This is a genomic window from Dyella sp. (assembly GCF_036384435.1).
GTDB lineage: Bacteria > Pseudomonadota > Gammaproteobacteria > Xanthomonadales > Rhodanobacteraceae > GSA-30.
The window spans coordinates 12,435-28,000 of sequence record NZ_DASVMI010000146.1 but is presented as its reverse complement, the minus strand read 5'-3'; the positions used below and the strand labels follow the sequence as shown (position 1 = coordinate 28,000).

Genomic DNA, 15,566 nt, shown 5'->3' with positions numbered 1-15,566 from the left:
GCGGCTCACGCAGCCCGAAAGGCGAAGTGACACCTGCCCAGGTGGCGGAATTGGTAGACGCACTAGTTTCAGGTACTAGCGGGTAAAACCGTGGAGGTTCGAGTCCTCTCCTGGGCACCAATTGTAAACGAAGCCCGCAGCGATGCGGGCTTCGTTTTTTCGTGCATTCACTTTTCTTGCGACTTGATGTGGCGCAGGGACGCATGCCGCCTTATGCGCAAGGGGCCGTCAGCGAGGGCACGCCGCCACCGCCCCTCCTTAAACACGCGATGTACGCAAGCAGTTCGCTGCGTTGAAGATCCACGCAAGTTTTCGGGCGCGCGCCCTCACTATCGAACTCTCGGCGCCCTTGCCAGCGTCCCCGAGGCCGACCACAGCAGAGATCGCCACGCCGGTGAGACCGGAGTCGACAGGCCTGCAAACCCTGGCGGAACGACTTATAATCAAGTCTTCGCAAGCTCGCGGTGGGAGAAGCGGGGAAACCCGCTGCCGAAGGCGCAACGCCCGTAATCGCTCAGGCTCCCATACCACCGTGCGCGAAACTCTGGAGAGACCGGTTCAATCCGGCGCCGAAGGGGCACGAAGCGCCAGCGCTTCCAAACTCTCAGGCAAAAGGACAGAGGGGCGCCCCGCGCACGGCACGTGCGCTTGTCTTCGGATGCCCTTCAATCCATGAGCCAGAACTCCACTCCCTCCCTGCGTGAGCTCGAGCACCACGGCGCGTTCATCGAGCGCCACATTGGCCCCAACGACACCGAGATCGCACAGATACTGCGCACGGTCGGCTACGACTCGCTCGAAGCCATGACCGATGCCATCGTACCGGGCAAGATCAAGTCGCCCGCACCACTGGCCCTGCCCCAGTCGGTGACCGAGGAACAGGCGCTGGCCAAGATCCGCAAGATCGCCGACAGGAACCAGGTGTTCCGCAGCTTCATCGGCCAGGGCTACCACGGTACGCTGACGCCCAACGTCATCCTGCGCAACATTCTGGAGAACCCGGCCTGGTACACGGCCTATACGCCATACCAGGCAGAAATCTCCCAGGGCCGCATGGAAGCGTTGATCAACTTCCAGACCATGGTCGCCGACCTCACGGGCATGGACATCTCCAATGCCTCGCTGCTGGATGAAGCCACCGCCGCCGCCGAGGCCATGACGCTGACCAAGCGCTCGGCCAAGTCCAAGTCGAACGTATTCTTCGTTTCCAGCCACGTGCACCCGCAGACGCTGGAGGTGCTACGCACGCGCGCGGACGGCGTTGGCATCGAGCTTCATGTCGGCGACGACGATGAAGCACTCCATGTCGACAGTTTTGGTGCGCTACTGCAATACCCCAATACGTTCGGCCAGATCGGCGATTACAAGGCGCTGACGGACGCCGTGCATGCGCGCGGCGGGCTCGTGGCCGTAGCCACCGACCTGCTGGCTCTCACACTGATCGCCTCGCCGGGAAGCTGGGGTGCCGATATCGTGGTCGGCAACAGCCAGCGCTTTGGCGTACCGTTCGGTTTCGGCGGCCCTCACGCCGCTTATCTGGCCTGCCGCGACGCCTACAAGCGTTCGATGCCGGGCCGCCTGATCGGCGTGTCCATCGATACCGAAGGCAAGCCGGCCTACCGCCTGACCTTGCAGACACGCGAACAGCACATCCGCCGCGAGAAGGCTACGTCCAACATCTGCACGGCGCAGGTGCTGCTCGCGGTCATGGCAAGCATGTACGCCGTTTATCACGGACCCGATGGACTGCGCCGCATTGCCACGCGCGTGCATCGCATGACGGCGATCCTCGCCGCCGCGCTGCGCAACCAGGGCATCACGGTGGGCCCGGACTTCTTCGACACCCTGCACATCGTTGGTATCGACGCCGGGACCATCCATACCAAGGCCAGGGCCGCGGGTATCAACCTGCGGGCGATCGATGCTGGCAGCATCGGCATCAGCCTGGATGAAACGACCACCCGCGACGACCTCACCGCGCTGGCCGGTATCTTCGGCGCCACGCTGGACATCGACTCCCTCGATGCATCCACGCCTGATGCCTTGCCCGCCGCTCTGCGCCGACAGGGTGCGTTCCTCGAGCATCCGGTGTTCAACACACATCACAGCGAGCACGAACTATTGCGCTACCTGCGCTCGCTGGCCGACAAGGATCTGGCGCTGGACCGCACCATGATTCCGTTGGGCTCGTGCACGATGAAGCTCAACGCTACCGCCGAGATGATCCCGGTCACCTGGCCCGAGTTCGCCAACGTGCATCCGCTGGCCCCTGCCGAGCAGACCCAGGGCTACAAGCAGTTGATCGACGAACTGGAAGCCATGCTGGTCGAATGCACCGGCTATGACGCCGTGAGCCTGCAACCGAACTCCGGCGCGCAGGGCGAGTATGCCGGCTTGCTGGCAATCCGTGCCTATCATCGCTCACGCGGTGAAGACCACCGCGATATCTGCCTGATCCCCGAGTCCGCCCATGGCACGAACCCGGCCTCCGCACAGATGTGCGGCATGACGGTCGTCGTGACCAAGTGCGACAGCAACGGCAACGTCGATCTCGACGACATCCGCGCCAAGGCCGAGAAATACTCCGACCGCCTGGCCGCACTGATGATCACCTACCCTTCCACGCACGGCGTGTTCGAGGAAGATGTGGTCGCCATCTGCGATATCGTCCACAAGCATGGCGGTCAGGTATATACGGACGGCGCCAACATGAACGCGCTGGTTGGCCTGGCCAAGCCTGGCAAGTGGGGCTCGGATGTCTCGCACCTCAACCTGCACAAGACCTTCTGCATTCCGCACGGTGGTGGCGGCCCCGGTGTGGGTCCCTGCGCCGTGAAGTCGCACCTGGCGCCGTTCCTGCCGCGCAGTCTGGGTGGCGAAGGGGACGTCGGCATGGTCAGCGCCGCTACATTCGGCAGCGCCAGCATCCTGCCGATCAGCTGGATGTACATCACGCTGATGGGCACCGAAGGTCTGCGCAAGGCCACCCAGGTAGCCTTGCTCAACGCCAATTACATTGCCAAGCGACTGGAAGCGCACTTTGAAACGCTATATACCGGGCGTAACGGCCTGGTAGCCCACGAATGCATCCTCGACCTGCGCCCGATCAAAGACAGCACCGGCATCAGTGCCGAGGACGTTGCCAAGCGACTGATCGATTTCGGCTTCCATGCGCCCACGCTGAGCTTCCCGGTGGCCGGTACGTTGATGGTCGAGCCAACCGAGAGCGAATCGCTGCATGAGCTGGATCGCTTCATCGACGCAATGATCCAGATTCGCGACGAAATCCGTGCCGTCGAACAAGGCAACCTGGACCGTGATGACAACCCGCTGCGCAATGCACCACACACCGCCACCATGGTGACGGCCAGCGAGTGGACGCATGCCTATTCGCGCGAACTGGCCGCATTTCCGCTGCCGAGCCTTAAGGTGCAGAAGTACTGGTCGCCAGTGGCTCGCGTGGACAACGTCTATGGCGACAAGAACGTGATGTGCGCCTGCATCCCGATCGATGCCTATAAGGAAGAAGCCGAAGCCTGATCTTTCAGGTTGCCATGGAGCCCCGCTTCGGCGGGGCTTTTTTGCACAGCGTCCAACCAACACATCTGGACAACACGCTGCATACAATGGCATAGCCGTGCTCGATAGCTTCACAACTGAAGTCATAACGACAACCGCGCAACGTCCGCAGGACTCATTGGGTCAAAACCCGCACATAAGGCTCAAGGAACTAGCCGTAAGCTTGACGCAAACCATTTCGTCAAAACGATGAAAACGATTCCACGCACGGACATTTAGACATCCAATTAGAATTATCCACTTATTTTCAGATACAAAAGCAGACACAACCAACAACACAAATAAATAATCATCTTTTTTATCTCGATTGAAATACCACGTCACAAAACAAATTTTATTCGCACCTGTACATTAACCGCTCGTCGCCCGGCGACGAAGCGAACAGGGGTAGCGTATCGCGCGATGACGCCGATAGGCTTCAGGGACGACTTTCCTTTCCTTGTCGTAAGGAGTCGTTGTGATGATCAAGCTCTGTATCGGAGGACGTATCGCACGCTATGTCGCAGCGGTACTGTGCCTCATCGGCATCATCCTCGCAGGTGTTTCCACTGCCCAGGCGGCCGGCATGCAATTGACGAAAGTCGGCCAACTCAGCGCCGCACGCAAACCCCAGGGTGTACCGGATGATTATGTGGTCACACCCAATGGCTATTTCTCCTCAAGCTGCGTCGTGACCCTGCACAAGGGCGATCAGTTGCAGGCCAGCGGCATGATCAAGCGCGTGACGGGTGTGATGGAAAAACCCGCACAATGCACGCAGCCCAACTACACATTGCAAGGCGACCGCATCGAAGCCAATGGCCAACGCTCCCTGCTCAACAGCAAGACGCCACCGCCAGAGCAGAGTGGCTGGGTGGAATCGGCCAACTACAGCAGCTCCACGCCGATCGGTCGTATCGTCGCCACATGGACCGTGCCTTCGCAACCGTCCAATCGAGGCGACCAGGTGATCTATTTCTTCCCTGGCCTTGAGCAATTGCCCAATGTGCAGTCCATCCTGCAACCGGTACTCGGCTGGAATGGCTATGGCGACAAGGCCTGGACACTGGCGAGCTGGAATTGCTGCGTAGACGGCACCACGTTCCATAGCGACCCCATCTCGGCGAACGCGGGTGACGTCGTTGTCGGCGATACCTATTCCAATTGTGGCGCAGGCGTGGCCTGCTCCAGTTGGAATATCGATTCGCGCGACACCACCACCGGCCAGACCAGTTCGCTGACTACCAACCCCTATGCCGACCTGAACTGGGTTTTCGGCGGGGTTCTGGAAGTCTACAGCGTGGCGACCTGCGACCAGTATCCTGGTGGACCTATCACGTTCAGCAACATCCAGGTCTACGATCGCAACAACAACCGCGTCTCGAATCCACCCTGGCAGGGTTCGGATACCTCAGGCATCAACCCGCAGTGCAACTACGGCATGCAGACATCGGCAACGTCCGCGACGCTGTCCTACTGATCGACCAGGAAGCCGCACGGTGTATCGTGCCGGCTTCTCGCGCATCAAAGCAAAAAGAAAGGCTCCCACCAAGGGAGCCTTTCCATGACGAGAAAGGAGTAAAGACTCAACCGCCGTGCTTTTTCAACCATGCGTCGATGGCCGGTAGGCGCTCGTTGCGCACCTGGATGCGGTACTGGATGTTGGCAATCACAGTATCGGCGCCACGACGCGAACTGGCAGCGATGTACTTGTCCGAGAACGCCTTGACCTTGTCGATAGTGGCCGGGTCCAGCGAACGGTTGGCCAAGGCAGGGTAGTAACGCGCCGTGGAAGTCGAGTCGACCTTCTTGTCCACTTGATCCTTGTGTGTCACCGCAAAGTCAAAAGCCATCTCCGGGTGATTGAAGGACACACCGCTGATCATGCCGCTGCTGTTGGTCGCACCCGGCTCATCGGTCAATGCCAGATCCAGTGCGCGCTGAGCCAGTACCTTGTCGCGGGCGATCGACAGCAGACCATACAACTGATCCTTCACCAGAGGTGTTTTTTCGGCCTGCGCCATGGCGTGCAGGTGATCCCACGTCGTCACATCGGCATTGCGTGCAACCACGCCCAGGATCGTGCGACGCAGTGCCGCCGGCATGGCTGCCGGATCCTTGTCCATGGCCTGAAACCGACGATTGGCTTCCTTGATCACCGCCGCGTCCCCTAACGAGCCCAGGGTGCCGATCAGGTCGTTACGCAGAATCTTGACCGGATCGGCTTCATCGGCGCGGGCCTCCCAGCCAATCTTCTTCAGTTCCGGAGCAAGCTTGGCGATGGCAAACTTGCGCAAAGCCTGCTGGCGTGTCGTGTCCCCGGTGTAGTAGCCATCGAGTCCAGACAGGTCGCTGGCGATCTCTTCCCATACCTGCGGCACGGCATCGACCGATGTACCGGCGATCAGGTCAAGTACGTCCGATGCCGGCTGCTGTCCAGCCATGCCCAATGCCCAGGTATTGTCCATCACACCGAGCTGGTCGATCGGCTGGAGCTTGGCAAAGCTGCCCTTGAGCGCATCGAATTGCTCGCGAACGTACAATGTGCGGTAGTAGCCACTCTGCCCCGCGTTGACGATCACCGGACCACAACCGGCCACTTCGAGCGTGGCATGTCCGCCACTGACCAGCGTGCGCGACGGCTGGCCGCCGATCGTCTGCGCTATCACCGGCACATGCCAGGACAAAGACTGCTTGCCTGGACGATCACGCGTGAACTCGGACTGGCTCAACTGCAAGGTCGTCTTGCCTGCGCTGCATTGCACCGATTCAACCTTGATCATCGGGATACCCGGCTGCAAGGTGAAATCGTGAGCGACCTGGGTAACCGGCTTGCCGCCCGACACAGCCTCGACCTCACGCCACAAGTCATCGGACACCGTGTTGCCGTATGCATGTGCCTTGATATAGCGGCGCACGCCATCGCGCCAAACGTCTGGTCCCACGTACGCTTCGAGCATGCGGATGACCGATTCGCCCTTGGAATAGGTGATCGCATCAAAGGCCTGGCTGGCCTGCTCGACCGTATCGATCTGCTGCACCACCGGGTGCGTGGTAGCAATGGCGTCGCGATTCATCGCCGCCTCGCGCACGCCCACGGCATCAAGCGAGGTATGCCATTCCGGGTGCAGCTTGGCGGTGGTGCGTCCTTCCATCCAGGAGGCGAAACCCTCGTTCAGCCACAAGTTGTCCCACCAGCGCATCGTCACCAGGTCACCAAACCATTGGTGCGCCATTTCATGAGCCTCGACCAGGAATACGCCCTGTTTATCGGCCTGCGTCGATACAGTCGGGTCAAGCAACATGGAATATTCGAACGTGAAGATCGCGCCCCAATTCTCCATGGCGCTGAAGAACTGGCTGCTGCCTGGCGCGGCAACGTTGTCTAGCTTGGGCAGTGGATAGGGCGTACCGAAATAGTCGTTGTATTCGGCCAGGATCTGCTTGGCCGAATCGAGCGCGAAGCCTGCCTGGGATGCCATGCCCTTCTGCGTCACCACGCCTACCTCGGTGTTACCCGCCATGGCCGTAGTGCGCTCGAAATCGCCCAGGCCGAAGAAAAGAAGGTAAGTGGACATTTTTGGCGACTGCTGGAAGTTCACCGTCACCAGCCCGTGGCCAGCGTCCGTCTTATTGGCCGCAGGCATGTTGCTCACCGCCATCTGCTCGGCGGGAATGGTGGCATGCAACGAGAAGGTGGCCTTGTAGTTGGGCTCATCCCAGGAGGGAATGAATCGACGCGCGTCGGAATTCTCGAACTGCGTGTAGAGCGCGCGCTTCTTGCCGCTTTTGGTGTCGTAGTCGAGCGCGAAAAGACCATTGGCCTGTGTGCCGATCTTGCCCGAGTAGCTCATCGCCAGCTTGTACGCACCGGTGGCGACCGGCTTGGCAAAAGTGAAGGTTGCCGTCTGATTCTGCGCATCAATGCTGACCTTGGGCGCAGGCAGCACCTTGCCCTCGGCCGACGTCAGGGTCACCTGCGAAAACGTCATGTCGATTGCGTTCAGCGTGATGGCATTCGTCGCCTTCAGGACATCCACGTCCACGATGACCTTACCGTCAAAGGTCATCGACTGGGCATGCGGCGTCACCGCGACATCGTAATGGGTCGGACGCAGGTCGCGCGGCAACTGGGTCACGGCCTGATCGGTCGTGACGGGCACGGCTGGCTGCGCGACGACCGGAAGAAGGGGCGCCCCCGCCAGCGCAAGAACAATCGCGGAACCCAGATAGCTAAGACGCATGATGACCCTCGAGGTGAAGATGGCCGGAACGGCACGAAACGTCCCAGCATGACCGATTCATCGCGGCTGGCCATATGCCATTGGCTGGGCCGCGCCTTCCGCCGGACCTTCAGCAGGTTTAGAGTGCGATCATCAGCGGAGAAAAACTTGGACAATTCATCCAGCGGCAGCCTGGTCTGCGTCGGCGTAGGCATTACCCTGGGCTCACACATCAGTCCGCTTGCGCGCAGTCACATCGAAGGAGCGCAGGTAGTCTTCACCGGCGTGTCGGACGCCGTGGTCGAAATGTGGCTGCAGCAAATGAACCCCGATGTGCGCAGCCTGCAACCGTTTTATGGCGAGGGCATACCCCGGATGGAAACCTATCGGCGCATGGTCGAAGCCATGTTGGCCGAAGTACGTCTGGGCAAGAAGGTCTGCGGGGCGTTCTACGGGCACCCAGGCGTATTCGCGTGGGCTCCACATCGCGCGATCGCGCAGGCTCGCCTGGAGGGCTTCGCGGCCCATATGGAACCGGGCATCTCCTCCGAAGACTGCCTGTACGCCGACCTTGGCATTGATCCGGGCCAGGTAGGTTGCCAGCATTACGAAGCCAGCCAATTCATGAACTATCGCAGGCAGGTCGATACCTCGGCATGGCTAGTGCTATGGCAGGTCGGCGTGGCCGGCGACAGTGCGCAAGCTCGTTTTGCCACCGGACCGGCGTACCTGGAACTGCTTGTAGAGGTGCTCGAACGCCACTATGGACCCGAACACGAAGTCATCCTTTACCAGGCCGCGACGTTGCCCATCCAGGTGCCGCGCATGGATCGACTGCGCCTTGCCGACCTGCCCCAGGCCGCTACCGGCATGGGAGACACCCTGGTGATCGCGCCGGCTCGCCCACTCGATCCGGACCCGCAGATGCGGGCGCGTCTAGCCGCCCTCGGCTCGTTACAATAATCGTACATTTGCGCAATGTTTTACGCTGTTAAAGATTATCCCTAAAATCGTCGATACATAAGCCGGGATGGGGCTATGATGTCCACAAGGCGGGCAGGTCTACCCTATCCTGGCAAGACAGACGACAATCGATTCAACGAATTGACTATCGGGGGGATAGTTACCATGTCCAACGTCATCGAATTTCTGGAGAAGATGGGGCAGAACGCCATGCTGCGCCAGGCTAGCCACGAGCAGATCACCAACGAACTTGCCAAGGCGCAGGTGGAAGCCTCGCTGTGCGAGGCGATCCTGGCCAGGGATGCCGGCCAGTTGAAGGATCTGATGGGTTTGCGTCCGATGTTCTACATCCAGATGGATGAAGAAGACCAGGACGAAGAACGCGACGACGAGGAGCAGGCTCCCAAGCAAGTCCGGGAGACCGATCGACTCGTTGCAGCGCTTCCCTGAGCCCAGGCCCGGTCCGGCAGGATGCCCAGGCATTTGCTACGCGCTGCATTCCTTGCGCTGAGCCTGGTGACAGGCTCAGCGCAAGCATCGGTGTTCATGCCCGGCGACCTGTCCCAGCAACTCGAACAAGCCGACAGCATCAAGACATCGCGTCATAATGATTTCGTCGAGGAGCTGAAAGATCTCGACAATCACATCAACGAGATGACGCAGCAGGAGCGCTCATACCTGCACTACCTGGAGGCCTGGCAAGTGGCCTTCAGCGGCAAGTACGGCGAAGCCACACCGTTGCTTGACGAAATCGCCACGCAATCGAGCGATGCCACGTTACGGCTGCGCGCCAATGCAACGTTGATCAACATCCTGGGGATATCGCATCACTACGAGGATGCCTTCAGGCATCTCAATCAGCTTGCCGATGAACTACCCAACGTGAAGGATCGCGTGGCTCGTTTCCAGGGCCTGGGTGAAGCGGCGCAATTGCTGATCGGCTCGGGGCAATACGATCAGGCCGTCAACTACGCCGATCAGATGTTGCAGGAAATCCCGGCCGGTGAAAGCACCTGCAAAGCACGCTTCTTCAAGTTGCATGCGCAATTCCACGGCGGACAGCCACAGCCGGTCGATCCGCCGTTCCAGGAGGGCGTCGATGCATGCATGGCCTCGCACGAGCCACTGGTTGCCGATGCACTGCGCGTGGATATCGCCGCCACGTTGATCGCGCACGATCACGCCAAGCAGGCCATCGACCTGCTGCAGTCGCGCTATCCCGACGTGCAGGCCTATCACTATCCGGTGCTCCTGGCCCGCTACAACACGCTGCTGGCACGCGCATATTTTGCCGTTGCCGACGTGGCGCAGACCGAACAATTCGCCAACGCGGCGATCGCCGGCAGCATCAAGAACGAATACACCGAAGAATTAAGCACTGCTTACTCCCTGCTCTACCAACTCGCGCTCAAGCGTGGTGATATCCAGGCCGCGTTGAATTTCCATGAGAAATACATGGAAGCGGACAAGGGTTACCTCAACGACATCACGGCCCGCACGCTGGCTTATCAAATCGTCAACCAGCAGTTGAAGGCCCGCAAACTCGAAGTCGATGCGCTAAGCAAACGCAATCAGATCCTGCAACTGGAGCGGCAACTGGACGTCAAGGCGGTGGAGACCAGTCGCCTGTACATCATCCTGCTGATTACGGTACTGGCTTCCATCGCGCTGCTTCTTTATCGCATCAAGCGCTCTCAGCTTCGCTTCAAGCGCCTGGCCCAACTGGATGGATTGACCGGCATTTTCAACCGCCAGCACTTCGTTGAAGCCGCTGCCATCGCATTGCGCCAGGCCGAACGCGCGCGTCGTCACACCTGCCTGATCCTCATCGACCTGGATCACTTCAAGCAGATCAACGATACCTACGGTCATGCCGCAGGCGATCGTGTATTGCAATCGGCGGTCGCCGCCTGCCGCCGACATCTGCGACCGGGCGATCTTTTTGGACGCCTTGGCGGTGAGGAATTTGGCATCCTGCTTTCCGAATGCGCTACCGCCAACGCATTTGATCTTGCCGAACAACTGCGCCAAGCCGTGTTGTCGTTGCGCGCAGAGGACGACAATCCACGTACGTCGATCTCCGCGAGCTTCGGCATTTCCTGTTCCGAGCGCGTGGGACACGCATTGCAGAACTTGCTGGTCGATGCAGACCATGCGCTGTATCGCGCCAAACATAGCGGACGCAATCGCGTGGAATCGGGCGATACCATCGTCCGTCCCGAGCCGGTTCGTCCAAGCCATCCAGGCCCCATGCCCGAACCGCCGCCCACGGCAATCCCGGAACCGGTCGGCTGATCCAGCTGTGTCATGCAGCCGTGTTTGTACGTCTATTTGCCGGGCGCGCCAGGTACCTGCTGCAATGCTCCCACCGTGACGTGACCTGTCCAGCCGTCAAAAACGGCGGCGGCCGTCTTGTCGATGCGTGCCACCATCGACTCCTTACGCTGGCAACTGTTGCCTTCGAGCGGGTCGTCCAGGGTGGCCTCGTCCTTGTTGGCCTGCGATAGACCTGCCATGCAATACGTTTCAACGTTCTTGAGGCTGGCCATGCCGTGTTCGTAGCGCTCCTGCGCCCGCCTGGCGGCCACGTCATCGGCGTAGGTGCGACGCATGTCCACGAGCAGCGCATTGGCCGCATCTTTGTCTCGCTGCGAACTATGGGCCAACACATTGTTGTAGTCGCCAGCAAATTTGGAATCGGGGCGCTCCGAGGCAAGGGCAAGCCAAGCCAGCGCCAGCGGGCGATTGGCCGGCTGCTGGTCGCCATTGAGCGCCATGATGCCCAACACATATTGAGCGGGCTTGCTCGCCCACGACGCGGCTTCCTTGAAGTAACGCTCGGCGTACCGGTATTTGTGCTGGCCATAACTTTGAACCGCCAGGCAGTAGTAATAATCGGCGGGTACAAACTTCTCTTCGCCGATCACGCAGACCTGCCTGGACAAGTCAGAATCGCTAGGCGCTGCCGTCGTCGAAGGCGTCGCCTGTGCCCAGACAATCGCTGGCACGACCAGTGCCCATGCCAGCATGCCCAGTGCCTTATGACCTTTCATCGTGCACACTCCCGCTGTCCATGCGCAAATGATAACGGGCATGCGACGCAGGGACTTGTCGCACGAATTTGCGGACCTTCTGCATGGCATTCCGCCTCCGAAGGATTTGCCAGCGTCCCGCAAACGGGGGCCTCCATGCCATATCGCAAAGCCCTGCCCTGCCTGTTTACCGCCACGCTGGTCACCGGCAACCTGGCAGCCACCATAGACCGGCACTACTTTTTACCGTGCAGCAGGCGCGCGATATCATTGCAGGCACACGCAAGATCGTCTCGCCTCGCGGCATCGACACCATGGTGAAGATTCCCGTCAATGGCACCGGGCAATGGCTGTCGATTCGCGGTCACGACGACCGCAATCCCATTCTGCTTTATATACACGGCGGCCCCGCCGCGCCGGAGATGCCACTGGCGTATACCTTCCAGTCGCCATGGGAAGATTACTTCACCGTCGTGCAATGGGATCAGCGCGGTAGCGGCAAGACCTACCTGGCCAACGATCCACAAACCATCGGACCGACACTGAGCATTCAGCAGGTCACCGACGATACGACCGCGGTCGTTCAATATCTACGCAACACCTATCACAAACGGAAAATCTTCGTGCTCGGACACTCCCGGGGAGCGTACCGGGCTTGCGCCTGGCTCAGTCGCATCCCGACTGGCTTTACGCGTACATCGGCGTAGGGCAAATGATCAACACACGGCAGAACGAAGTGGACGGCTATCGTTTCGCACTTCGGCAGGCCAGGGCAGATCATAATCGCACGGCTGTCCAGGCACTGGAGAATATAGCTCCTTATCCTGCATCCGACGGCTCGCTGGACATCGCCAAGCTTGGGATCGAACACACCTGGTCCAGTTATTACGGCGGCCTGGCGTATGGTCGCCATGGGTTCCAATACCAGGCCGATACCGAGCAACTCTCGCCTGATTATACCGACCAGGACTTGGATGCCATCGACAAGGGGAGCGCTCTGGCTTTCCAGCACTTGATGAAGCCACTGGCCGCACTCGACTTCACCTCGACCACGCACTTTGCCTGCCCCGTACTGTTCTTCGCCGGCCGCCATGATTACGCCGTGTCGCACGAACTGGTGGCCCGCTGGTTCGCCACGCTTGATGCGCCCTATAAGCGCCTGGTCTGGTTCGAGGACTCGGCTCACATGCCGATGCAGGAGCAGCCGGGCCGCTTTCTCATGCACCTGGTGGATGATGCCCGCCCCTTCGCCGTGAACGCCGGCAATGCCGCGCCAGGGGAACAGGTTCCATAGCCAAAGGGCTTCACGCGCCGGAAAGCGCCTTTCGTCGCCTCCAGGGCAGACTCGTCACCTGGGCGCTTCATCGCCCTCGGCGCAAGGCTATGCTTGCCTCATCGCAAGTCGGGGAGTCAACGTGAAAAGCTTTTTCTTCATCTGCCGCATCCTGCTGGCCTGGAGCGCCGCCTATCTGGCGATGACCGTTCTACTGCTAGCCAATATCCATGCCAACAACGATGCACCCCTCGTGTTTTTCTGGATATGGGTGATCACGGCCATCTATGTCACCGGCAGCGCGATGTCGCACGTACGGCGCGTGAGGTTGATTACTGGACACCTGGATGCAGGTGTCACCGGCAATCGCCAGCGTCGACAGATCGAGATTCCGCTCGATGCCACCGAGGCATTTGACCTGCTGGATGCCGCGATCCGCGAATTGCCTCGAACCGAGGAAATTGAAAGTGCGCGTGACAGCCTGCAAATTCGCGCCAAGGTCAAACGCCCACCGCTCTACAATCGATGGCGCATGTTTCCGTTCTCCTATTTCCATGCCGTACGCAACCAGATCCTGGCGACGGTGACACCCGGTGATGGCACGGGCAGCGTCACGCTGATCTGTGAGCCGGAGAGCGGGGCATGGAGCGACTGGTTCCGTGTCGACGATGCCACCAACCTGGAAAATGCCGAGGCGATCACTCGCGCCATCAGCCGACGGATCGCAGAACGACGCCTGCGCGAACGCAAGGAAGTCGAGCAGACCTCAGTGGAAAAGGAACTGGCCATCGCCCGGCTCAACCTGCTCAATGCCCAGGTAGAGCCGCACTTTCTCTACAACACCCTGGCCAGCGCGCAATACCTCACCCGTCATGAGCCCACTCGCGCGGATGACATGCTCGGTCACCTGATCCAATACCTGCGCCTGTCGCTTCCTCGCACCGGCCCCTCCGAATCGACGCTGGGCGAAGAATTGGAACGCATCCGCTCTTACCTTGAAATTCTCAAGATCCGCATGGGTGCCCGGCTCGCCGTGCAGGTCGATGTACCAGAGAGCCTGCATGCCACGCCCTTGCTGCCGATGATGTTGCAGACGCTGGTGGAAAACGCGATCAAGCATGGTCTTGAGCCCAAGACCGGCGGTGGCACGGTATGGATCTATGCCCGCCGCGATGGCGAAGCGGTGTCCATCACTGTCGCCGACGATGGGCAAGGCTTTGGCGCTACGAGCGGCGGCACAGGCGTTGGCCTCAAAAACCTGCGTGAACGGCTACGCCTGGCCTATGACGGCAAGGCCGCGCTTGCAGTCGTTGCCAACATGCCAGCCGGCGTGGCTGCCACGATCACCTTACCGGCTATCCGGACGGTCCATCTCCATGCTTAAAGCGATCATTGCCGAAGACGAACACCTGTTGCGCGCCGCTTTGTCGCAACTGTTGCGCGATACCTGGCCCTCGTTGCAACTCGTGGCGGAATGCGAAGACGGTGCAAGCGCGCTTGAAGCGATTGCCGAGCATCGCCCTGACGTTGCCTTTCTCGATATTCGCATGCCCGGCCTCACCGGCCTGGAAGTGGCCACGTCGGCCATGGAGCTTCCCGCGCCACCACAGATCGTGTTCACCACGGCATACGATCAATATGCCATCGATGCCTTCGATCGCGGCGCGGTGGACTATCTGCTCAAACCCATCACAACCGAACGCCTTGCCGCCACCATGCAGCGTATCCAGTCCCGTATGGGCTCAGGCTCGGTCAGTCCCGCGCAGTTGCATGAACTGTTGCGCCAGCTTGGAAACACCAGCCATCAACGCAAAACACCCGCGTTAACCTGGGTTACCGCCAGTGTCGGCCGTGAAACGCGTTTGATCATGGTCGACGATATCGCCTACTTCCGCGCGGACAACAAGTACACCGTTGCCATGACGGCCGACGGCGAGGCGCTGCTACGCACCCCCATCCGGGAATTGCTCGGCATGCTGGACAACCAGGTCTTCAAGCAGATCCACAGATCGACCATCGTCAATGTAAGAGCCATCGCAGCGGTGATTCGAGACGATGGCGGCAAGGGCATCCTACGCTTGAAGACACGCACGGAAACACTCACCGTCAGCCAACCATTCATGACGATCTTTCGAAATATGTAAGGAACTTCACATGATCAAGATCATGGCCATCGTCTATTTCCTCACCGCGCTCGCCGGCTGCAGCGGCGAAGACCGAAGCATCATGACGCGCTCATCAGTCAACGGCGTGGATCAGATCTACAGCAAGGTGCACATTCGGGCAGGCACGACCACCTTCGCCTGCCTTGATAGCATCAGCGGCAGTTGCCATTACGCTATCTTCGACTGTGCGCTGGGGCACTGCCAGGAGCAACCGTTGCGCATGCTCGCCGTAGTCGCCGGGACCGAACAAGATGTTCGGGATCTGCCTGCGACCATCCAGGTCTGCGCGCGCGGCGACGATACGGCCCAGACCGTGAATTGCCTGCGGCCGCAATAATGGGAAGGCACGCCC

The 15,566-nt window shown here is 60.1% G+C and carries 12 protein-coding genes, 1 tRNA gene and 1 riboswitch; of the genes, 11 read left to right on the top strand and 2 right to left on the bottom strand.

The features are described 5' to 3' along the window. Nucleotides 1-35 precede the first annotated feature (35 nt). From VF436_RS14250 to VF436_RS14240, 3 genes are all read left to right on the top strand, one after another. A tRNA-Leu gene (locus VF436_RS14250) sits at nucleotides 36-120 on the top strand. A gap of 414 nt (nucleotides 121-534) precedes the next feature. Continuing rightward, a riboswitch (glycine riboswitch) is annotated at nucleotides 535-630 on the top strand. Nucleotides 631-672: 42 nt separating this feature from the next. Further along, on the top strand, nucleotides 673-3,540 hold the full coding sequence (gene gcvP / locus VF436_RS14245; protein ID WP_330904691.1) for an aminomethyl-transferring glycine dehydrogenase: 2,868 nt from the start codon (nucleotides 673-675) through the stop codon (nucleotides 3,538-3,540). Between the two features lie 499 nt (nucleotides 3,541-4,039). Beyond that, complete coding sequence (locus VF436_RS14240; protein WP_330904690.1) at nucleotides 4,040-5,038, top strand: hypothetical protein; 999 nt, start codon at nucleotides 4,040-4,042, stop codon at nucleotides 5,036-5,038. A gap of 106 nt (nucleotides 5,039-5,144) precedes the next feature. On the opposite strand, the gene VF436_RS14235 is transcribed toward VF436_RS14240, so the two are convergent. Beyond that, nucleotides 5,145-7,802, bottom strand: a complete 2,658-nt coding sequence (locus VF436_RS14235; RefSeq protein ID WP_330904689.1) for a M1 family metallopeptidase — start codon at nucleotides 7,800-7,802, stop codon at nucleotides 5,145-5,147. Between the two features lie 147 nt (nucleotides 7,803-7,949). Here VF436_RS14235 and VF436_RS14230 point away from each other — a divergent pair, with 147 nt between their 5' ends. From VF436_RS14230 to VF436_RS14220, 3 genes are all read left to right on the top strand, one after another. Further along, the gene (locus VF436_RS14230; protein WP_330904688.1) at nucleotides 7,950-8,744 is read left to right on the top strand and encodes an SAM-dependent methyltransferase; all 795 of its coding nucleotides are present in this window, start codon (nucleotides 7,950-7,952) and stop codon (nucleotides 8,742-8,744) included. 165 nt (nucleotides 8,745-8,909) lie between these two features. Then, complete coding sequence (locus VF436_RS14225; RefSeq protein WP_330904687.1) at nucleotides 8,910-9,194, top strand: hypothetical protein; 285 nt, start codon at nucleotides 8,910-8,912, stop codon at nucleotides 9,192-9,194. A 21-nt stretch (nucleotides 9,195-9,215) separates the two neighbouring features. Continuing rightward, entirely contained in the window at nucleotides 9,216-11,039 is a 1,824-nt protein-coding gene (locus VF436_RS14220; protein WP_330904686.1) for a GGDEF domain-containing protein, read from the top strand. Between the two features lie 32 nt (nucleotides 11,040-11,071). On the opposite strand, the gene VF436_RS14215 is transcribed toward VF436_RS14220, so the two are convergent. Beyond that, nucleotides 11,072-11,797 carry a hypothetical protein gene (locus VF436_RS14215; RefSeq protein ID WP_330904685.1) on the bottom strand — a complete coding sequence of 242 codons (726 nt, stop codon included), beginning with the start codon at nucleotides 11,795-11,797 and terminating at the stop codon, nucleotides 11,072-11,074. A gap of 227 nt (nucleotides 11,798-12,024) precedes the next feature. Between VF436_RS14215 and VF436_RS14210 the strand changes: the two genes are divergently transcribed. The 5 genes from VF436_RS14210 (at nucleotide 12,025) to VF436_RS14190 (ending at nucleotide 15,551) form a co-directional block, all read left to right on the top strand. Beyond that, on the top strand, nucleotides 12,025-12,483 hold the full coding sequence (locus VF436_RS14210) for an alpha/beta hydrolase family protein (RefSeq protein ID WP_330904684.1): 459 nt from the start codon (nucleotides 12,025-12,027) through the stop codon (nucleotides 12,481-12,483). Between the two features lie 5 nt (nucleotides 12,484-12,488). Next, entirely contained in the window at nucleotides 12,489-13,070 is a 582-nt protein-coding gene (locus tag VF436_RS14205; RefSeq protein WP_330904683.1) for an alpha/beta hydrolase, read from the top strand. Nucleotides 13,071-13,251: 181 nt separating this feature from the next. Continuing rightward, a complete protein-coding gene (locus VF436_RS14200; protein WP_330904737.1) occupies nucleotides 13,252-14,433 on the top strand; it encodes a sensor histidine kinase in 1,182 nt (393 codons plus the stop codon). Continuing rightward, a complete protein-coding gene (locus VF436_RS14195; protein WP_330904736.1) occupies nucleotides 14,420-15,193 on the top strand; it encodes a LytTR family DNA-binding domain-containing protein in 774 nt (257 codons plus the stop codon). The genes VF436_RS14200 and VF436_RS14195 overlap by 14 nt, the downstream gene beginning before the upstream one ends. Nucleotides 15,194-15,203: 10 nt before the next feature. After that, complete coding sequence (locus VF436_RS14190) at nucleotides 15,204-15,551, top strand: hypothetical protein (RefSeq protein WP_330904682.1); 348 nt, start codon at nucleotides 15,204-15,206, stop codon at nucleotides 15,549-15,551. Nucleotides 15,552-15,566: the final 15 nt, after the last annotated feature.